The sequence below is a fragment of the Streptomyces lomondensis genome (assembly GCF_014651035.1).
In the GTDB taxonomy this organism is placed as follows: Bacteria; Actinomycetota; Actinomycetes; order Streptomycetales; family Streptomycetaceae; genus Streptomyces; species Streptomyces lomondensis.
In genome coordinates, this window is the sequence record NZ_BMWC01000015.1 from 25,296 (window position 1) to 44,746 (window position 19,451).

Consider the following 19,451-nt stretch of genomic DNA (forward strand, 5'->3'; position numbering starts at 1 on the left):
GGCGCCGTTTCACGGTGAGCCGCGGTGCCGGATGCGGGCCGCGAGGGCGGCGACGTCGTCGTCGGCCTGGTGAGCGCCCAGCCGGCCCAGGATCTCGTCCAGCAGGCGGGAGACCGGCTGGCCGGGGCGTACCCGGAGGGTGGCCAGCCGGGCGAGGGAGGTGTCGATGTCCTCGCCGCGCCGCTCGACCAGTCCGTCGGTGAACAGCACCAGCGTGTCGTCCGCTGCGACCGGCACGGCAGCCACCTCGTAGGCGCCGAACCCCGTGCCGAGGGGAGGACCGACGGGGGCCGGGACCAGCTCGGCGGTGCCGTCGCGGTGGAAGACGACCGGCGGAAGATGACCCGCGCTGGCGAAGGCGACGGTCTCGCGTGCCGGGTCCAGCAGCGCCAGCAGGCACGTCGCCGGGCGGCGCCCGCGCTCCTCGCACATGGTCGCGTCCACCCGGCGCAGGATGCGGTGGGGCGGCAGGTCGGTGGCGGCGACGTAGCGCAGCAGCGTGCGGTAGGCGTTCATGTCGACCGCCGCGTCCAGCCCGTGCCCCATCACGTCGCCGATGACCAGCAGCGTGCGGCCGAAGTGCAGTCGCACGGTCTCGCACCAGTCCCCGCCCACCAGCGCGCTCCTGCCGACGGGGAGGTAGCGGGTTGCCAGCTCCACGTTCGGGTGTGGGCGGCCAGGGTCGGCCAGCAGCACCTGCTGGAGGTCCCACACCCGCGCATTGACCTCCTGGTACTCGTGGGCGTGCCGCAGATGCGCGGCGGCCAGCCGGGCGGTGTGCTGGACCGTCGCCGTCTCGTCGTCGTCGAACGGCCGACCGGTTCGCAGCGCGAGGACCACCCCGTAGGTCCGGCCCCGGGCCGGCAGCGGCACCGCCAGGGCGGCCAGCCCGGCGCCGCTGGGCGGAGTGAAGCAGGCGGCAATGGGGTGGCCCGCGTCCAGGGCACGGACGCGCACGTCCTCGGGGCGCTGGATCTTCTCCAGCCTCTCCAGAAGATCATGTCGGCCGGCTGTCGCGGCACGACGCAGGAAATCTCCTGGTTCGGTCAGCTGCTCGTCGGGACTGACGAGTTCGACGGTCGCGGATTCGCAGAGCTCCTCGGTCAGAAAGGCGGCCAGTTCGGCGGCCGTCGTACGCGCGTCGAGGGTCGTACCGATCGCGGCGACCGCCCGCTCGGCATGCCGGAAACCTTCCGCAGCGGGCCTCCCGGGCCCGGCTGCCTGGTCGCGCTCCACCACCGTCCCTTTCTCCCGCACCCATCACAACACCGGACACGGGGGGTCGGCGACCCGGGCGCATGACGGGCGGCACGCGGCGAGAGCACACGTCGGCCACGGGGTGTCAGGGCAAGGTCATGCGTCGATCACGACGTTTTCCGTCGGTTTCGAGCAGCAGAGGAGGATCTTGTTCTGGGCGATCTCGCGGGGGCGGATACCACCGTTGTGCTGCATGTCGAGGTGCGGTCGCTGCGGGTGAACTCGACCTTGAAACCGGAGCCCGTGGCGGTGGCGGTCGCCGCGTCCGAAGGCGTGGTCGGTATCTCGAAGGTGAAGCTCTCCTCGTGGTAGTGGTCCATGTCGAGGCCCGCGTCGGACAGCATCCGCCGTACGGCGGCCATGTAGGGGGCGGGTCCGCAGGTGAAGACCTCGCGTTCGAGGAAGTCGGGCGCGACCTGCCGGAGCGTCTCGATCGTCAGCCGGCCGCGGTATCCGCCCCAGGGTTCGTAGGGGCGGACCTCCTCGCAGACGTGGACGACCCGGATGTTGGGCGCGGTCGCGGCGATGAGGTCGAGTTCGTGGCGGAAGACGATGTCGCGCGGGGAGCGGGCGCTGTGCACGAACACCACGTCGGCCGGGTCGGCCAGGTCGTACAGCGTCCTGGCCATCGCCATGGACGGGGTGACTCCGACGCCGCCGGACAGGAAGAGGTACTTCGAAGCCGGGTGCCGGGCCGTGGTGAACTCGCCGAGCGGGCCGTGTGCCCGCACGGTGTCGCCCGGCTTGAGGCGAGAGCAGGAAGGGGCGGGTGGGCGGTGAGGAGAGGGTGTAGCAGCGCTGCACCGGCCGGCCGTCGATGTCGACGGTCAGCGTCACGAACTGGCCCGGATCATGCCGGAACAGCCGGGGTTCGGCGTACTCGAACACGAACGTGGTGGCGTCGTGCGTCAGTGGGTGGACCTGACGGCAGACCAGCGGAGCGGCCGTTGTCGGCGGGTCAGACGTTGCGCCGGTACTGGCCGCCGACCTCGAAGAAGGCCTCGGTGATCTGCTGGAGGGTGCAGACCCGGGCGGCGTCCATGAGCACGGTGAAGACGTTGTCCCCGCCGACCGCCGCGGCCTTGAGGGCGGTCAGCGCGGTGTGTGCCTCGTCGTGGTGGCGGGTCTGGAAGCCTCGTACGCGCTCGAGTTGGGAGAGCTTCTCCTCTTCGGTGGCACGGGCCAGTTCTATGACGCCGGGCTCGGTGGTGTCCGACTGGGGGTTGCGGAAGGTGTTGACCCCGATGAGGGGCAGGGTGCCGTCGTGCTTGCGCTGCTCGTAGAGCATCGACTCGTCCTGGATGCGCCCCCGCTGGTAGCCGGTCTCCATGGCGCCGAGCACGCCCCCGCGTTCGCTGATCCGCTCGAACTCCAGGAGGACCGCTTCCTCGACCAGGTCGGTGAGCTCGTCGATGACGAACGACCCCTGGAGAGGGTTCTCGTTCATCGCCAGGCCCCATTCCCGGTTGATGATCAGCTGGATGGCCAGGGCCCGGCGGACGGATTCCTCGGTGGGGGTGGTGACCGCTTCGTCGTAGGCGTTGGTGTGCAGGCTGTTGCAGTTGTCGTAGATGGCGATGAGTGCCTGGAGGGTGGTGCGGATGTCGTTGAAGTCCATCTCCTGGGCGTGCAGCGAGCGGCCGGAGGTCTGGACGTGGTACTTCAGCTTCTGCGAACGCTCGTTGGCGCCGTACTTCTTCTTCATCGCCACGGCCCAGATCCGGCGGGCGACCCGGCCGAGCACGGAGTATTCGGGGTCCATGCCGTTGGAGAAGAAGAACGACAGGTTCGGGGCGAAGTCGTCGACGTGCATGCCGCGCGCCAGGTAGGCCTCGACGTAGGTGAAGCCGTTGGCGAGGGTGAAGGCGAGCTGGCTGATCGGGTTCGCGCCCGCCTCGGCGATGTGGTAGCCGGAGATGGACACCGAGTAGAAGTTGCGGACCTGGTGAGCTATGAACCATTCCTGGATGTCGGCCATCATCCGCAGCGAGAACTCGGTGGAGAACAGGCAGGTGTTCTGGCCCTGGTCCTCCTTGAGGATGTCGGCCTGCACCGTGCCGCGCACGTTCGCCAGTGCGCGGGCGCGGAGTTCGGCTGCCTCGTCGGCCGAAGGGGCGCGGCCTTCGGCGGCCCGGAACCGGTCGAGCTGCTGGTCGATGGCGGTGTTGAGGAAGAACGCCAGCACGGTGGGTGCCGGACCGTTGATCGTCATCGAGACCGAGGTCGTCGGTGCGGTCAGGTCGAAGCCGTCGTAGAGCGCCTTCATGTCCTCCAGAGTGGCCACCGAGACGCCGGAGGTGCCGACCTTGCCGTAGATGTCGGGGCGCTCGTCGGGGTCGCGGCCGTAGAGGGTGACCGAGTCGAAGGCGGTGGACAGCCGGGTGGCGGGCTGGCCCTCGGAGAGCAGCTTGAAGCGGCGGTTGGTGCGGAACGGGTCGCCCTCGCCGGCGAACATGCGCGCCGGGTCCTCGCCGTCCCGCTTGAAGGGGAACACCCCGGCGGTGAACGGGAAGTACCCGGGCAGGTTCTCCCGCCGCCAGAACCGGACCAGCTCCCCGTGATCGGTGTACCGGGGCAGTGCCACGCGGGGGATCTTGTTGCCCGACAAGGACTCGCGGGTCAACCGGGTGCGGATCTCCCGGTCCCGTACCTTCACGACCTGCTCGTCGCCCGAGTAGGACTCGACGACGGCGGGCCAGTTCCCGATCTGCTCCGCGATGTCGTGCGGGAGGCGCTTGCGGGCGTCGTCGAGCAGCGCGTCCACATTGCCGGCGTCGGCGCCGGAGTCGACGAGCTCGCCCTTGACGAGGTCCAGACGCTGTACCCGCCGGGCCGCCTCGGCGAGCAGTTCCGTCTCGGCGTGGTACGCGCGGACCGTCTCGGTGATCTCGGCCAGGTAGCGGACGCGGTCGGCGGGCACCACCTGCCGGATCCCGGAGGAGTGGCGTACCTCGACCGGTGCCAGCGTGCCCTGGGACAGCGGCAGTCCTCGCTCGCTCAGGGCCGTCTTCAGATGCTGGTAGAGCGCGGTGACGCCGTCGTCGTTGAAGGTCGCGGCAGAGGTGCCGTACACCGGCATGTCCTCGGGCCTCTTGTCGAAGGCCTCCCGGTTGCGCACGAGTTGCCGGCTCACGTCGCGCAGGGCGTCCTTGGCACCGCGCCGCTCGAACTTGTTGACCGCGACCACGTCGGCGAAGTCGAGCATGTCGATCTTCTCCAGCTGTGAGGCGGCGCCGAACTCCGGCGTCATCACGTACAGCGAGGTGTCGACGAACGGCACGATCGCCGCGTCGCCCTGGCCGATGCCCGGCGTCTCCACGATCACCAGGTCGAATCCTGCGGCCTTGACCACATCGATCACGGCGGAGAGGTGCTCGGGCACCTCACGGCTGCCGCGCGTGGCCAGGCTGCGGAAGAACACCCGGTTGCCGTCGAGGGAGTTCATCCGGATCCGGTCGCCGAGCAGGGCGCCCCCGCCCCGGCGGCGGGTCGGGTCGACCGCGATCACCGCGATGCGCAGCTTGTCCTGCTGGTCGACACGGAACCGGCGCACCAGTTCATCGGTCAGCGACGACTTCCCGGAGCCGCCGGTGCCGGTGATGCCGAGCACCGGCACCACCCGAGCCGCCGCGGCGGCACGCAGCTGGTCCAGGAACCCCGGGGGCAGCTTGCCGAGTTCCGCGCCGGTGATGGCCCGGGCGGTCGCGAACCGGTCACCCGAGAGGACGGCAGCCGCCTCGGTGGGCTTGCCGTCCCAGAGGTCGAAGTCGCAGTCCCGCACCACCGAGTTGATCATCCCCGCGAGGCCCATCCGCTGCCCGTCCTCGGGGGAGAAGATGGTCACCCCGCTCGTGCGCAGCCGGGCGATCTCCTCGGGCACGATCACCCCGCCCCCGCCGCCCACCACGCGGATGTGGTCCGCTCCCCGCTCGCGCAGCGACGCGACCAGGTACTCGAAGTACTCGACATGGCCACCCTGGTACGAGGAGACCGCCACACCGTGCGCGTCCTCCTCGATCACCGCGTCCACGACCTCCTGCACCGACCGGTTGTGTCCGAGGTGGATCACTTCGGCGCCCTGCGACTGGAAGATCCTCCGCATGATGTTGATCGACGCGTCGTGCCCGTCGAACAGCGCTGACGCCGTGACCAGGCGGACGGGGTGCACGGGACTGTGCAGATCGCTCATCGGGGGGCCTCTCGGGCGGGGTGACGGAACACCGGCTACCGAGATACTAGGACGTCCTAATAAATCGCAGAAGGTCATGCCGGTGTGACCGGAGGCACAGCCCGGGCATGCTGTGGACCGTGGCGTACGCCACTTCCAGTAGTGTCCGGGCATATGAACAGCGTTGACATGGGCGAACTCTTAACGGACTTCGAGCGCCTGGTCGGCCGGGTCGAGGAGACGGGCGAGCGGGTGCGCGTCACCGACGGCGGTGAGCCGACGGGCGTGCTCCTCCCGGCGGCCGAGCTGGCCGAGGTGGAGCACTTCGCGCAACGCCTGTACGGCGGCCCGAGACCCCGGCCGAGATCGGTGCAGGAGCGCCCGGTCGGCCCGGAGCGGCAGGGCTCATACGTGCGGTACGTGTACAACGACGGGGTGCGGATGACGTTCACACGGGACCGTGTGATCGTGGCCGAGCTACGGTCCGTGGACGAGCTCGAGTGGCTCGAGACCAACGCGCGCATCGGCCGCCAGGGCTACATGGACCCGAAGCAGGCGGCCGCGTTCGAGGAGTTTCTCGCCCGCCAGCCCCCGGTCGGCGACGGCATAGCGTGGATCGCCGACGACTGGAGACATCAACAGCCCTTCACGGTACTCGAGTTCATCAAGGGACCCGCTCCCGAAGAGATCGCCCTCGCCTACGGGGCCGACGCTCAGGACATCACCGACGGGCTGCTGCTGCATCAGGTGCGGGAGCGAGACGAGCGCGAAGGCACGGACGACCTCCATCGCGTGCTCGCCTTCGGAGAAGGCGGCGAGTGGACGTGGCTGGGCTACCACGACTTCCGCAACGCCTTCTCCCGCACCCTGGACCCGCCTCCCGCGCAGCGGATCACGCTGACGGCGACCATGGCCAGGGGCATCTACAACTTCAGCTACACCAAGGACGGGGTGTACCAGAACCCCTTCCCGCTCGAGGACAGCAGCGACGTACGGCGAGACATGTACGAACTCATCTGGTACACCCCGGGGGAGACACCCTTCGCCCCGAACGCGCCGCTGGCCTTCCTCAACCCGCACATCCGCCGCGCGGAAGAGGCCACCGACTGGACGGACGGCATCGCGCTGTTCTTCGCCGGACTGGAACGAGCCTTCGGCCTGTCCCTGCCAAGGGACGGAATCACGTCCGGACACGTGCGCTGCGCCCGCCCGGCCCAACGCTGAGCAGACCTCGTCGGCGAAGCGCGTGCGATAGGTTGCCCGCCATGACTCAACTCGGAGCCGTCGCCTGGCCGCCAGCCCCGATCAGGACCGCACGACTCGTGCTCCGCGAGTCGGAGGCCCGGGACCGAGCGGCGTTCATCGAGCTGTTCGCGTCGCCGGAGGTGGGCACCTACGTCGGTGGCTCTCGACCGCGTGACGAGCTCGAACGCGCGGTGCCCGAGGTGCCCGGGCGGCGCCCCGGCCTCTTCGTGGTCGAGCTCGACGGAGCGATGATCGGCATGGTCACGCTCGATCGGCGCGACGCGGAGCGTCCGGGGCACGTCCGTCCGGATGCCGGGGAGACCGAACTCGGCTACATGTTCCTGCCCGAGGCGTGGGGATGCGGGTACGCCGCCGAGGCGTGCGCGGCGGTACTCGACTGGTTCGCCGTCGCGCTTCCCGGTGAGCCGGTCGTGCTCTCCACGCAGACCGCCAACGACCGCGCGATGCGCCTCGCGGCGAAGCTGGGGTTCACCGAGGTGGCGCGGTTCGAGGAGTACGGCGCCGAGCAGTGGTTCGGCGTGTGGTCCTCGGGCACGCCGTCCGGCTGAGCTCGGCCGTTGGCCCTCCGAGCGGCCCTTCGTTGGTCCAGCCTCAGTGCTGCGGACGCATCGACGGCCCCGGGACGACTCCCTGCCCCCGGCCTCCGGTTCCCGGGCCGAAGAGACCACCCGTGGAGTCCGTGCCGGTCTGCGAGGGGGAGGGCGACGGGGTGGGTGAGCCGCATCCGCCGGGGAGGTCGCCGCACGGTGGGGACGGTGTGGGAGAGGGCGTCGACGGGGTGGGTGTGGGGGCAGTGGGTGCGCTGGGGGACGGCGACGGGGGTGCGGAGGGCGCGCCGTTCTCGTTCGCGCCCTTGCCGAGTTGTGGCGCGGCGGGGAAGGAGAGGACCGGCCGGCCCTGGAGTGCCGCGGTCATGTATCCGAGCCAGACCTGGGTGGGCATGTCGGCGCCGAAGACCTTGCTGTAGCCGCCGACCCCGGCCATCGACTGCAGGCCCGTGTCCTTCGGGTTCTCCTTGAACATGGCGACCGCTGTGGACAGTTGCGGTGTGTAGCCGATGAACCAGGCGGACTTGTAGTCGTCGGTCGTGCCGGTCTTGCCGGCGGCGGGCCGCCCCAGGGCGAGGGCGTTGGTGCCGGTGCCGTGCTTGACGACGTCCTGGAGGACGCCGGTCACGGTGTTCGCGGTCGAGGCGGGCATGGCCCGGGCGCCGGCGGGTGCCTGGAACCCGGGCAGTTGCCGGCCGGCGTGCAGGACCTTGGTGACGGAGTAGGGCTGGTGGCGGATGCCCTGGTCGGCGAAGGTGCCGTAGGCGTCGGCCATCCGGATGGCCGAGGGCGTGGAGGTGCCGATGTAGAAGCCGGCCGTGTCGTACTGGAGGCTGCTGCGCAGCAGACCGGCATCCAGCGCCTCGTTCTCCACGTTGTCGTAGCCGACGTACTCGCCGAGCTGGACGTACGGGGTGTTGACCGACTGCTCCATGGCCTTGCGCAGGGTGATGTAACCCCACTTGGTGGGCGTGTCGTTCTGCTGGTGCAGAAAGCCGGTGGGGTCGCTGCCGTCCGGGAGGTACTGGCCCTGCTGGTTCTTGATCCTGATGCCGTCGTCGCCGTCGAACTTGCTCTCCGGCGTGATGGGGGACGGCGGTTGGCCGGGGGAGAGCACGGCGCCGTGGTCGAGCGCGGCGGCGAGGTCGAAGGGCTTGAACGTGGAGCCGACCGGCACGCCGGAGCTGTCGGCGTTGTCGGTGTAGTGCCCCTTGTTCCACCCGTCCCCGCCGTACAGGGCGACGATCGCGCCCGTGGTCGGGTCGACGGAGGCGGCACCCACCTGGACGTTCCGGTCGGCCGCCCGGTGGGCCGGGTCGAGGTGCTGCTTGCGCATCGCGGCCACCGAGGCGCTCAGCTCGGCCACCCGGTGCTTGTCGAAGGTCGTGTAGATCTGGTAGCCGCCCTGGTTCAGTTCCTGGTCGGAGATCGACGAGTGCTGCTCGACGTACTGCTCGGCGGTCTGGACCAGGTAGCCGATCTGCCCGCCCATCGAGCCGCGCCCGCGCATCGGCTCGGGCGTCGGGAAACCGGCGCGCAGGTAGTGGTCCTTCTGCGCCGCGCTGATCTTGCCGATGGCCGCCATCCGCCCCAGCACGTACTTCCAGCGGGCCAGGGCGGGTGCCCGCTGCTGCGGGTCGTCGGCGTTCATCATCACGCTGGGCGCGTTCACCGTGGCCGCGAGGAACGCGCCCTGGCTGACGGTCAGTTTCTGCACGGGAATGCCGTAGTAGGCCTCGGACGCCGCCTCGATGCCGTAGGCGCCCCGGCCGTAGTAGCAGGTGTTGAGGTAGCCCTGGAGGATCTGCTGCTTGCTGAGCTTCCCGCCGATCTTCAACGAGATCATGATCTCGTCGAGCTTGCGCGAGAGGGTCTGGCTCTGGTTGAGGTACGTGTTCTTCACGAACTGCTGGGTGATGGTCGACCCGGACTGCACCTCGCCGCCCTCCGCCATGTGGTACACGGCCCGCAGGATCCCCTCCGGGTCGACACCGGGGTCGGTGTAGAACGAGGCGTTCTCGGCCGCGAGGAAGTCCCACTGGACGGAGCGGGGCACCTGGGAGAGGGTCACGTTCTGCCGGTCGACCTGGCCGACTTCCGCCATCTGGGAGCCGTCCGACCAGTAGAAGGTGTTCGCCTGGGTCTGCGTGTCCGGATTGACGCTGGGAATCGACACGGTCGCGTACGCGTAGACCGCCGCACCGAGCAGGCTGCCGCACACCGTCAGGAACACGCCCGCCAGTTGCTTCCACGACGGCAGCCAGCGCCGCACGCCGCGTCTGCCCGCCCGCGGATAGTCGATGAGCCGCCGCCTGCCCGAGGGCCGTCCCTGCGACGAGGTTCTGGCACTCCCCGGGACGCCTCGTGCCGGGCCCCTGCCTTTCCGGCGCGCCGACCCCCGGTTCGCCGCCTGGGCGGACCTGCGCATCTCCGCACGCGTCATCCGGGCCTGCCCGCCCGCGGGCGCTGCCTCCTGGAGGCCGCGGCCGCGGTGTGCGGCGTACTCGCCGTCCGGCCAGGGGGATTCGCTGCGGCCATCGCTCATGCTTGCTTGCCTTCGGTGAGATGGGAGGGCATGAGCGTAAGCGGCCGTATATGCGCGGGGCGGACGGTTTGGGCTGATGTTGACCGGCTTATCGCGCAGATATTCCGATCCTGTGCACCGCCTTGACCGGCAGCGGGCTCGTGGTCATCTGCGTGCGGGGGTGGGGAAGGACTTGTCGCCGAAGAGGACCCGGCCGGCCGCGGCCCGGCCGAGCGGCGTGCGCAGCAGGGGGAAGGCCGCCGCCGCCATGGCCGGTGTGCGCACCTGGGCCAGAGCCCTGCGCAGCGTGAGCCGACCTCGGAAGCGAGCGCGCAGCGCGGCACCGTCGTAAGGGGACAGGGCGTCCGGCCGCCCGGTCCGCAGCGCGTCGTCGAGGACGGCGGCCGCGAACTCCGACAGCCGCAGGCACGGATCCAGACCGCCGGCGGTGAGCGGGGAGACCGCGCCCGCCGCGTCCCCCACCAGAAGCCCGTCGGCGCAGCTGATCCGGCGCAGCACGCCACCGACGGGGATCGGGCCGCCGCGCCGCTCCACCGCTTCCGGTCGGTCCGCGGAGGCCAGCCCGGGCGCCGACGCGCTGAACCGGCGCAGCGCCTGGCGCAGTCCCTCCGGGAAGCGGTCGGCATAGCCGGCGACGCCGACATGCGCGTGCTCCCCGTCGTTGATCACCCAGGCCAGGTAGCCGGGAGCGAGCGTGGGGTCGAGCACGCAGTGGAAGGTCGGCGGCTCGTCGTGCCCGGGCAGATCGAAGACCTCCTCGGCCCCGACCAGCAGGTGGTGGTTCCGGTCGAGCGCGAGGTCCCGGGCGACGCTGGAGCGGGCTCCGTCGGCGCCGACGACGAACCGTGCCGAGACCGCGGTCGGCCCGTCGCGGCCCACCAGGCGGAAGGTGCCGTCCTGACGGCCGGCGTAGCGCGTGCCCAGCGCGATCCGCACCCCGGCGGCGGCCGCGGTGGCCGCCGTCGCCGTGTAGAGGGGCGCCATGTCGCCCACGCGGTACTCGTCGCGGGCGCTGACCAGGCTGACCGGGCGGCGCAGGTCAGGGGGGTAGAGGAGCACCCGTCGAATCGGCGGGCCGAGGTGCTCGGGGGGCAGCGGGAAGTCGTCGAGCGTCTTCCGTACGAAGATTCCCGTGGTGCGGATCGCGCCGGCGAGACTGGTCCGCCGGTCGACCAGGAGCACCTCGTGGCCGTGCCGGGCGAGGAGCGTGGCGGTGTGGAGGCCGGCCAGTCCCGCGCCGACGACGAGGACGTCGGTACGGGCAGTGGCCCCGAGGCTGTGGATGTCGGCTGGTTTCACAGCCGGCGTCCCGCAGGCGTGGCCTCGTCCGCGAGGTCCTCGGCCTCCCAGCGCAGCAGGTCCCCGGGCTGGCACTCCAGCACCTCGCAGAGCGCGCTCAGCGTGGTGAAGCGCACCGCCTTGGCGCGGCCGTTCTTGAGCACCGCCAGGTTGGCGGGGGTGATCCCGACGCGTTCGGCGAGCTCGCCCACGGACATCTTCCGCCTGGCCAGCATCACGTCGATGTCGACGACGATCGGCATCAGATCACCTCGGCCAGTTCTGCCTGCATCCGTGCCGCCTCGACGTCCCGCGCGACGGCCTGGGCGAGCAGCATCCGCAGCACGAGCACGATCAGGGCGACCGCGAAGACCCCGAGGGAGACCCCGCCCAGCAGGAGCACGATGCCCGGTGCCACGGCCTCACCCGGCGCCAGCACCACGCCCAGCGCGAAGACCAGGAGCGCTGCCGCGACGAACGCGCCGATCACGATGTGCACGTACCGGAAGGCGCCGTCGGAGAACACGTTTCCGCGTCGCACCATCGTCACCAGCTGCCATACGCAGACCAGGGTGACCTGGGCCGTCAGGATGCCCAGGACCACGATCAGCGCGATCGGCACGCGCCGGCCCGCGAGGACGCCGTCGTCCATGCCGTTGGCCAGCAGCGCGACCATCACCGTCTGTACGAACACCGAACCGGCGAGCAGTGCCACCAGTACGGCACGCAGCGCAAGCACTGTGATCTTCCCCATCATTGCCCCTTTGATCGAAACGCGATGGGAATCTATCGAGTTTCGATAGGTAGGGCAAGGGGGAGACGCCTTACCCGGCGAGTTCGCCGCTGAGCGTGCCGTGCATCCGTGCGCTGGGCTCGTTCAGCCCGGTGATCTCGACGGTCCTGCCGCGCTGTTCGTACTTGGCCTGGACGGCGTCCAGGGCGGCGACGGAGGAGGCGTCCCAGATGTGCGCCTCGGACAGGTCGATGACGACCTTGCCGGGGCCGGCGGCGTAGTCGAACCGGCCCACGAGGTCGTTGGAGGAGGCGAAGAACAGCTCGCCGGTGACCCGGTAGACGACGGTGGAGTCGTCGGGGCCGGTGACGGCGGTGACCTCGGTGAGGTGGGCGACGCGCTTGGCGAAGACGGCCATGGCGGTGATCGAGCCGACGACGACACCGACCGCGAGGTTGTGCGTGGCGACCACGCACGCCACGGTGACCACCATGACGGTGATCTCTCCGGCCGGCATCCGCTTCAGCGTCTTCGGCGCGATGGAGTGCCAGTCGAAGGTGCCCACCGACACCATGACCATCACGGCGACGAGCGCGGCCATCGGGATGTCGGAGACGACCGGCCCGAAGACCACGCACAGCACCATCAGGAACGCGCCGGCCAGGAACGTCGACAGCCGGGTGCGGGCCCCGGACACCCGTACGTTGATCATCGTCTGGCCGATCATCGCGCACCCGCCCATGCCGCCGAAGAAACCGGTGACGATGTTGGCGACGCCCTGGCCGACGGACTCGCGGGTCTTGGAGGAGCGCGTGTCGGTGATGTCGTCGACCAGCTTGGCCGTCATCAGCGACTCCATCAGGCCGACCAGGGCCATGGCGAGGGCGTACGGGGCGATCGTGGTGAGCGTGTCCAGGGTGAACGGCACGTCCGGCAGACCCGGCACGGGCAGGGACGACGGCAGGGTGCCCCTGTCTCCCACGGTCGGCACCGCGATCCCCGCCGCGACGGTGAGGACGGTGAGGATGACGATGGACACCAGCGGCGCCGGGACCACGGTGGTGACCTTCGGGAAGAACACCATCAGGGCCAGCCCGGCGGCGAGCAGCGGATAGACCGCCCAGGGCGCGTCCGTCACCTCCGGTACCTGCGCCATGAAGATGAGGATCGCGAGGGAGTTGACGAAGCCGACCATGACGCTGCGCGGCACGAACCGCATCAGCCGGGCGACGCCGACCGCGCCGAGGACGATCTGGAAGGCGCCGGCCAGGATGACCGCCGCGACGAGGTAGCCGAAGCCGTGCTCGCGGTTGAGCGGGGCGATGACCAGGGCCACGGCACCGGTGGCCGCGGAGATCATGGCCGGCCGGCCGCCGACGATCGCGATGGTCACGGCCATCGTGAACGAGGCGAACAGGCCGACCGCCGGGTCGACTCCGGCGATGATCGAGAACGAGATCGCCTCCGGGATCAGCGCCAGGGCGACCACGAGCCCGGCCAGCACCTCGGTGCGCAGCACCTTCGGATCGGACAGCCAGGACGGACGTCGGGAGCCGCGCAGCCACGCGGCCGGGGACACGGCGGAGGAGGACAAGACGAGAGAAACCTGTCGTGCTCGGGCACGCCCGGCATCACGACGGGCGCGCGGGAAGGCGGGAAAAAGCCGGAGCGCCCGGCTACGGAGTCGCAGGCGGCGGACCGGCGGTGGGGAGCAGCGCGGTGACCGCGAGGGACACGGCTACTGCTGGAGGGCGAAGGGTCACGGTGGGCAGGCAGCGGCGCCGGGCATCAGGGGCATGCGCACGCTCTCTCCTGCGGACCTCGGTCTTCGCCGGGGGCTTCGTCGGCCCCGACACGGCTGAAGGTGTCAACGGGACTTACCCCGGCACGACCAGGAGACCGGCCTCGCGGTTCCCGCCGCCCGCTCCGAGGTCCTGAGGCCGTGTGTCCTACTGGAGATTCACGCCTCTTGCTCGGCGTCGATCTCGGCGATCAGGGCCTCGATCCGGGTCCTGATCTCGTCGCGGATCGGGCGGACGGCCTCGACGCCCTTGCCCGCCGGGTCCTCCAGGGCCCAGTCGAGGTACTTCTTGCCGGGGAAGAGGGGGCAGGCGTCGCCGCAGCCCATGGTGATGACGTAGTCGGACGCCTGGACGGCCTCGGTGGTCAGGATCTTCGGCCGGGCGTCGGAGATGTCGATGCCGACCTCCCGCATGGCCTCCACGGCTGCCGGGTTGACCTTGTCACCCGGGACGGAGCCGGCGGAGCGGACCTCGACCCGGTCGCCCGCGAGGTGGTGGAGGAAGCCGGCGGCCATCTGGGAGCGCCCGGCGTTGTGAACGCAGACGAACAGCACGGAGGCGAGCGGGCTGGAGGAGGGCATCGGTTCTTCCTTCTCGGCAGATCAGGCCCGACTGGTATCAGTTCAGGGTGATGTGACAGTATCAGCCCATGATGACGTCAGTCGACACTGACCTGATCCGGGTTCTGGCCGACCCGCTCAGGCTCCGGATCGTGACCCTGCTCGCCCGAGAGACGCTGTGCACCACCCACCTGGTGGAGGAGACCGGCGCCCGGCAGACCAACCTCTCCAACCATCTGAGAGTGCTGCGCGAGGCCGGGGTCGTCGAGACCGAGCCGTGCGGCCGGTACACGTACTACAAGCTGCGCCCGGACGTCATCGCCTCGCTCGCCGGCCAGTTCGCCGACCTGGCCGAGTCCGCCCGGACCGCCGCCGACAACAAGAGGGCCTGCCCGTGACCCGCACCGAAGCGTCCGCGACCGCCGAAGAGTCCTCGGTCGTCGCGAAGCTGTCGACGCTCGACCGTTTCCTCGCCGTCTGGATCCTCCTCGCCATGGCCGTGGGCCTGGGCCTCGGCCGCGCCGTCCCAGGCCTGAACGACGCGCTGGCCAAGGTCGAGATCGGCGGCATCTCGCTGCCGATCGCCCTCGGCCTGCTGATCATGATGTACCCGGTGCTGGCCAAGGTCCGCTACGACAAGCTCGACGCGGTCACCGGCGACAAGAAGCTGATGATCTCGTCGCTGGTCGTCAACTGGCTGATCGGCCCGGCGGTGATGTTCGCGCTGGCGTGGATCTTCCTGCCGGATCTGCCCGAGTACCGCACCGGCCTGATCATCGTCGGCCTGGCCCGCTGCATCGCCATGGTCATCATCTGGAACGACCTCGCCTGCGGCGACCGCGAAGCCGCCGCCGTGCTGGTCGCCCTCAACTCGGTCTTCCAGGTCCTGACGTTCGGCCTGCTCGGCTGGTTCTACCTCGACCTGCTGCCCGGCTGGCTGAACCTGGGCCACGGCGAGCACCTCGACATCTCCATGGGGAAGATCGCCCTGAACGTGGTCATCTTCCTCGGCATCCCGCTGCTCGCCGGGTTCCTCACCCGCCGTATCGGCGAGCGGAAACTGGGCCGGGAGACGTACGAGTCCGGCTTCCTGCCGAAGATCGGTCCCTGGGCGCTGTACGGCCTGCTGTTCACGATCGTCATCCTCTTCGCCCTCCAGGGGAGGACGATCACCTCGCAGCCGCTGGACGTGGCCCGCATCGCCGTCCCGTTGCTGGTCTACTTCGCGGTGATGTGGTTCGGCACCTTCGCCCTGGGCAAGGCGATCGGCCTGGCCTACGACCGCACCGCCACCCTGGCCTTCACGGCGGCCGGGAACAACTTCGAGCTGGCCATCGCGGTGGCCATCGCCACCTTCGGCGTCACCTCCGGCCAGGCCCTCTCCGGGGTCGTCGGCCCGCTCATCGAGGTGCCGGTGCTGGTCGCGCTCGTCTACGTGTCGCTGGCCTGGCGCAGGAAGTTCACCGCCCGTTCCGCCGAGCGGCACGGCCTGCCGATCCGCCGGGCGGACACGTGATCCGGCTGTGTGACCGGACCGCTCCCTCCTGGAACACCGCCTAGACTTGCGGTTCCGATATCGGATGCGGAACAGCCCGGCGGGGCGGGGAGGGGAACAGGTGCGGGAGTTCCAGCGGGGTGCGGTGCGGCTGCACATCCTGCACCACGCCGCCGAGGGCGAGGTCCACGGCGCGTGGCTGACCAAGGAACTGGCCGAACACGGCTACGACATCAGCCCCGGCACCCTCTACCCCACCCTGCACCGCCTGGAAGCGGACGGGCTGCTGGTCTCCGAACAGCGAGTCGTGGACGGCCGTACCCGCCGCGTCTACCAGGCCACCCGAGCCGGGGAAGAGGCCTTGGCCGAAGACCGCAGGGCCCTGCGGGAACTCGCCCGCGAGGTCCTCGGCGACGAGGTCTGAGAGCCGGCGACCGTGCACCGTCACCGGGTACGGCGCGCGGCGGTCACGCGGCGTACGCCGTACCACCCGGCCCCGGCGGCCAGCACCGCGGCGCCCGCGACGACGGAGGTTCCCGGCAGGGCGAAGGCCAGGGCCGCGCAGCCGATCAGCCCGATCACGGGTATCGCCCGGGCCGGGCGGCCCTCCTCGGGTGACAGGGTCCAGGCGGAGGCGTTGGCGATGGCGTAGTAGGCCAGGACGCCGAAGGACGAGAACCCGATCGCCCCGCGCACGTCCGCCGTCGCCGCGACCGCCGCCACCACCGCGCCGACCGCGAGCTCGGCCCGGTGCGGCACCTGGAACCTCGGGTGCACGGCGGCCAGCACGTGCGGCAGGTGCCGGTCGCGGGCCATGGCCAGGGTGGTACGGGAGACGCCGAGCACCAGTGCCAGGAGCGTGCCGAGCGCGGCCACCGCCGCCCCGCCCCGCACGACCGGCGCCAGCCAGTCCGCGCCCGCGGCCCGCGCGGCGTCCGACAGCGGCGCGGTCGCCTCCGCCAGCTTCTGCGGCCCCAGCACCGTCAGCACCGCGACGGCGACCACCGCGTAGACGGCCAGCGTGATCCCCAGGGCCAGCGGAACGGCCCGCGGGATGGTCCGCTGCGGGTCCCGTACCTCTTCCCCGAGCGTGGCGATGCGCGCGTACCCGGCGAACGCGAAGAACAGCAGCCCCGCCGCCTGGAGCACACCGCCGAACGTCGCGTCCGAGCCGACGTCCAGCCGGGCGCCGTCCGCCGCGCCGGAGGTGAACGCGGCGACCGCCACCGCGGCGAGCACCGCCAGCACCACCGCGACGATGGCGCGCGTCAGCCAGGCGGACTTCTGCACCCCGGCGTAGTTCACCGCGGTCAGCGCCACGACCGCGGCCACCGCGACCGCGTGGGCCTGGCCGGGCCACACGTAGGCGCCCACGGTCAGGGCCATCGCCGCGCACGAGGCGGTCTTGCCGACCACGAAACCCCAGCCCGCCAGGTATCCCCAGAACGGGCCCAGCCGCTCCCGGCCGTAGACGTAGGTGCCGCCCGAGGCCGGATAGCGTGCCGCGAGCCGGGCCGAGGAGGTGGCGTTGCAGTAGGCGACCACGGCCGCCAGGGCCAGTCCCAGCAGCAGTCCCGACCCGGCCGCGTGCGCGGCGGGGGTGAGCGCGGCGAAGATGCCGGCGCCGATCATCGACCCCAGGCCGATCACCACCGCGTCGGACACGCCCAGCCGCCGCCGGAGTTCGTCGGGGATACCGGTGGCGGTCGGGGATGTGGTCATGGCGCACTCCTCGGTGGCACGGCCGATCGTCTTACGGGCTCCGATATCGGCTGACGATACGCGAGGGCCCGGCGGCCGCTCACCCCGCCCGGGGGTCGAGGGAAACCGCCGTATCCGGAGGAGGGCCGTCAGTTGCCGGTGGTGGCGCCGGCCGGGCCCGCGGCGGGTGACGTCAGGAGCCTGCCCATCGCTGCGAGTACGGACGGTTCCACCCGGTAGTACACCCAGGTGCCACGCCGCTCGGAGGTCAGCAGGCCAGCCTCCTTCAGCTTCTTCAGGTGGTGCGAGACCGTCGGCTGGGAGACACCGACGTCGGAGATGTCGCACACGCACGCCTCCCCGCCCGCGTGGGAGGCGACCGCCGAGAACAGCCGCAGCCGGACCGGGTCGCCCAGTGCCTTGAACATGCGCGCGGCCGTCTCGGCCTCCTCGGCGGTGAACGGGCGCTCGGTGAGCGGAGGGCAGCACGGCACGACGCCTTGGCCGTCGGGCTCCAGCAGCGGCAGGGTCCTGGCATTCGACATGCGTCTATGTTGACACACGTCGAAACAAGGGTGGGACGGGAGAGCGGCTTCGATGGATGTCTATGTTGACGGCTGTCGAAGCAGGTGCCATGCTGGCCGCACAAGACATCGACAGTTGTCGAAACACGCAAGGAGTCGCCGTGAACACGTCCACCACCGAGCTGCCGGTCGCCGTGATCGGAGCCGGACCCGTGGGTCTCGCCGCCGCCGCGCATCTCCTCGACCGGGGAATCGAGCCCCTGGTACTGGAGGCGGGTCCGGTCGCCGGCGCCGTGGTGCGCGAGTGGGCACACGTCCGGCTGTTCTCCACCTGGGGCGAGGTAACCGACCCCGTGGCCGAGAAGCTCCTCGCCCCGACCGGCTGGACCAGGCCGGACCCGACGACGTACCCCACCGGTGGCGACTGGGCCGAGCAGTACCTCCAGCCGCTCGCCGAGGTCCTCGGCGACAAGGTCCGTACCGGCGCCCGGGTCACCGGTGTCTCCCGCGCCGGCCGCGACCGCCTCGTCGACGCCGACCGCGAGACCCAGCCCTTCGTCGTCCACGTCACCCATGCCGACGGCCGAGAGGAGCGGCTGCTCGCCCGCGCCGTCATCGACGCCTCCGGCACCTGGGCCACCCCCGGCCCCGCCGGCGCCGGCGGCCTGCCCGCCCTCGGCGAGAAGGCCGCGGCCGACCGCATCACCTACCGCGTCCCGGATCTGAAGGACCCGGCGGTGCGGGCTCGTTACGCGGGCAGGCGCACCGCGGTGGTCGGGGCCGGCGCCTCCGCCTTCACCGCCCTCGCCTACCTGGCCGACCTGGCGAAGGAGGATCCGGGCACGCACGCGGTGTGGATCCTGCGCCGAGGCATCGGCGCCAACACCTTCGGCGGCGGCGAGGCCGACCAGCTCCCCGCCCGTGGCGCCCTGGGCCTGCGCGCCAAGGCCGCCGTCGAGGAGGGCCGGGCGAGCGCGGTCACCGGCTTCCGCACGCAGGCCGTGGAACGCGACGGCGACCGTCTGGTCCTGGTCGCCGAGGACGGCCGCCGCCTGGACCCGGTCGACGAGGTCATCGTGCTCACCGGCTTCCGCCCCGACCTGTCCTTCCTCTCCGAGATCCGCCTCGGCCTCGACGAGCGCCTCCAGGCCCCGACCGCACTGGCCCCGCTCATCGACCCCAACGTCCACTCCTGCGGCACGGTCTACCCGCACGGCGTGAGGGAACTGTCCCACCCGGAGAAGGACGTGTACCTCGTCGGCATGAAGTCCTACGGCCGCGCCCCCACGTTCCTCGCCATGACCGGCCACGAGCAGGTCCGTTCCATCGCCGCCGCACTCGCGGGCGACCAGGAGGCCGCCGAGCGCGTGGAACTGACACTGCCGGAGACCGGCGTGTGCGGCGGCGCGGGCCTGTTCGACGAGCCCGACGCCGCGCAGAACGGCGAAGGAGGGGAAGGAGGGGGATGCTGCGCGGCCCCGGCCACCCTCCAGATCGGCGTGGGCGCTCCGAGCAGGTCCGGCGGCTGCTGACCGGTGTGACCGACGTCGACTCCGGTGGGGCCGTCATGACGC

General features: G+C 70.9%; 17 protein-coding genes. 6 read left to right on the forward strand and 11 right to left on the reverse strand.

Annotation, left to right across the window (positions count from 1 at the left end; translation table 11 throughout):
• Positions 1-9: 9 nt before the first annotated feature.
• From IE255_RS34350 to icmF, 3 genes are all read right to left on the reverse strand, one after another.
• Positions 10-1,239, reverse strand: a complete 1,230-nt coding sequence (locus tag IE255_RS34350) for a PP2C family protein-serine/threonine phosphatase (protein WP_308280919.1) — start codon at positions 1,237-1,239, stop codon at positions 10-12.
• Positions 1,240-1,364: 125 nt separating this feature from the next.
• Positions 1,365-1,988 carry a ferredoxin reductase domain-containing protein gene (locus IE255_RS34355; RefSeq protein WP_229906718.1) on the reverse strand — a complete coding sequence of 208 codons (624 nt, stop codon included), beginning with the start codon at positions 1,986-1,988 and terminating at the stop codon, positions 1,365-1,367.
• 227 nt (positions 1,989-2,215) lie between these two features.
• A complete protein-coding gene (gene icmF, locus IE255_RS34360; protein ID WP_190054328.1) occupies positions 2,216-5,446 on the reverse strand; it encodes a fused isobutyryl-CoA mutase/GTPase IcmF in 3,231 nt (1,076 codons plus the stop codon).
• 168 nt (positions 5,447-5,614) lie between these two features.
• Between icmF and IE255_RS34365 the strand changes: the two genes are divergently transcribed.
• Both IE255_RS34365 and IE255_RS34370 read left to right on the forward strand, forming a co-directional pair.
• Positions 5,615-6,649, forward strand: coding sequence for a type II toxin-antitoxin system Phd/YefM family antitoxin (locus IE255_RS34365; RefSeq protein WP_229906719.1), 1,035 nt, complete (start codon positions 5,615-5,617; stop codon positions 6,647-6,649).
• Between the two features lie 41 nt (positions 6,650-6,690).
• Positions 6,691-7,239, forward strand: coding sequence for a GNAT family N-acetyltransferase (locus tag IE255_RS34370; protein ID WP_190054330.1), 549 nt, complete (start codon positions 6,691-6,693; stop codon positions 7,237-7,239).
• Between the two features lie 43 nt (positions 7,240-7,282).
• On the opposite strand, the gene IE255_RS34375 is transcribed toward IE255_RS34370, so the two are convergent.
• The 6 genes from IE255_RS34375 to IE255_RS34400 form a co-directional block, all read right to left on the reverse strand.
• The gene (locus tag IE255_RS34375; RefSeq protein WP_229906720.1) at positions 7,283-9,784 is read right to left on the reverse strand and encodes a transglycosylase domain-containing protein; all 2,502 of its coding nucleotides are present in this window, start codon (positions 9,782-9,784) and stop codon (positions 7,283-7,285) included.
• A gap of 144 nt (positions 9,785-9,928) precedes the next feature.
• Positions 9,929-11,083, reverse strand: coding sequence for an NAD(P)/FAD-dependent oxidoreductase (locus tag IE255_RS34380; protein ID WP_190054331.1), 1,155 nt, complete (start codon positions 11,081-11,083; stop codon positions 9,929-9,931).
• The gene (locus IE255_RS34385) at positions 11,080-11,325 is read right to left on the reverse strand and encodes a helix-turn-helix domain-containing protein (RefSeq protein WP_190054332.1); all 246 of its coding nucleotides are present in this window, start codon (positions 11,323-11,325) and stop codon (positions 11,080-11,082) included. The genes IE255_RS34380 and IE255_RS34385 overlap by 4 nt, the downstream gene beginning before the upstream one ends.
• The gene (locus IE255_RS34390; protein WP_190054333.1) at positions 11,325-11,816 is read right to left on the reverse strand and encodes a DUF2975 domain-containing protein; all 492 of its coding nucleotides are present in this window, start codon (positions 11,814-11,816) and stop codon (positions 11,325-11,327) included. The genes IE255_RS34385 and IE255_RS34390 overlap by 1 nt, the downstream gene beginning before the upstream one ends.
• Positions 11,817-11,886: 70 nt before the next feature.
• Positions 11,887-13,389, reverse strand: a complete 1,503-nt coding sequence (locus IE255_RS34395) for a SulP family inorganic anion transporter (RefSeq protein WP_190054334.1) — start codon at positions 13,387-13,389, stop codon at positions 11,887-11,889.
• A 366-nt stretch (positions 13,390-13,755) separates the two neighbouring features.
• Positions 13,756-14,178 carry an arsenate reductase ArsC gene (locus IE255_RS34400; RefSeq protein ID WP_190054335.1) on the reverse strand — a complete coding sequence of 141 codons (423 nt, stop codon included), beginning with the start codon at positions 14,176-14,178 and terminating at the stop codon, positions 13,756-13,758.
• Positions 14,179-14,246: 68 nt separating this feature from the next.
• Between IE255_RS34400 and IE255_RS34405 the strand changes: the two genes are divergently transcribed.
• From IE255_RS34405 to IE255_RS34415, 3 genes are all read left to right on the forward strand, one after another.
• The gene (locus IE255_RS34405; protein WP_190054336.1) at positions 14,247-14,555 is read left to right on the forward strand and encodes an ArsR/SmtB family transcription factor; all 309 of its coding nucleotides are present in this window, start codon (positions 14,247-14,249) and stop codon (positions 14,553-14,555) included.
• Entirely contained in the window at positions 14,552-15,673 is a 1,122-nt protein-coding gene (gene arsB, locus IE255_RS34410) for an ACR3 family arsenite efflux transporter (RefSeq protein WP_190054337.1), read from the forward strand. Before IE255_RS34405 ends, arsB begins: the two co-directional genes overlap by 4 nt.
• Positions 15,674-15,773: 100 nt before the next feature.
• On the forward strand, positions 15,774-16,076 hold the full coding sequence (locus tag IE255_RS34415) for an Rv3488 family transcriptional regulator (protein WP_190054338.1): 303 nt from the start codon (positions 15,774-15,776) through the stop codon (positions 16,074-16,076).
• 20 nt (positions 16,077-16,096) lie between these two features.
• Here the strand turns inward: IE255_RS34415 and IE255_RS34420 are convergent, their stop codons facing one another.
• Together IE255_RS34420 and IE255_RS34425 are read right to left on the reverse strand one after the other, a co-directional pair.
• Positions 16,097-17,374 (reverse strand): APC family permease, encoded by a 1,278-nt coding sequence (locus tag IE255_RS34420; protein ID WP_190054339.1) that lies wholly within the window; start codon positions 17,372-17,374, stop codon positions 16,097-16,099.
• Between the two features lie 128 nt (positions 17,375-17,502).
• Positions 17,503-17,898, reverse strand: coding sequence for an ArsR/SmtB family transcription factor (locus tag IE255_RS34425; protein WP_190054340.1), 396 nt, complete (start codon positions 17,896-17,898; stop codon positions 17,503-17,505).
• 140 nt (positions 17,899-18,038) lie between these two features.
• On the opposite strand from IE255_RS34425, the gene IE255_RS34430 reads away from it, so the two are divergent.
• Entirely contained in the window at positions 18,039-19,409 is a 1,371-nt protein-coding gene (locus IE255_RS34430) for an NAD(P)-binding domain-containing protein (RefSeq protein WP_229906721.1), read from the forward strand.
• Positions 19,410-19,451: the final 42 nt, after the last annotated feature.

Coding starts and splice junctions, on each gene's coding strand:
- icmF (WP_190054328.1), bottom strand. CDS start 5,446: ATGAGCGATCTGCACAGTCCCGTGCACCCCGTCCGCCTGGTCACGGCG.
- IE255_RS34365 (WP_229906719.1), top strand. CDS start 5,615: ATGGGCGAACTCTTAACGGACTTCGAGCGCCTGGTCGGCCGGGTCGAG.
- IE255_RS34370 (WP_190054330.1), top strand. CDS start 6,691: ATGACTCAACTCGGAGCCGTCGCCTGGCCGCCAGCCCCGATCAGGACC.
- IE255_RS34375 (WP_229906720.1), bottom strand. CDS start 9,784: ATGAGCGATGGCCGCAGCGAATCCCCCTGGCCGGACGGCGAGTACGCC.
- IE255_RS34385 (WP_190054332.1), bottom strand. CDS start 11,325: ATGCCGATCGTCGTCGACATCGACGTGATGCTGGCCAGGCGGAAGATG.
- IE255_RS34390 (WP_190054333.1), bottom strand. CDS start 11,816: ATGGGGAAGATCACAGTGCTTGCGCTGCGTGCCGTACTGGTGGCACTG.
- IE255_RS34400 (WP_190054335.1), bottom strand. CDS start 14,178: ATGCCCTCCTCCAGCCCGCTCGCCTCCGTGCTGTTCGTCTGCGTTCAC.
- IE255_RS34405 (WP_190054336.1), top strand. CDS start 14,247: ATGATGACGTCAGTCGACACTGACCTGATCCGGGTTCTGGCCGACCCG.
- IE255_RS34420 (WP_190054339.1), bottom strand. CDS start 17,374: ATGACCACATCCCCGACCGCCACCGGTATCCCCGACGAACTCCGGCGG.
- IE255_RS34425 (WP_190054340.1), bottom strand. CDS start 17,898: ATGTCGAATGCCAGGACCCTGCCGCTGCTGGAGCCCGACGGCCAAGGC.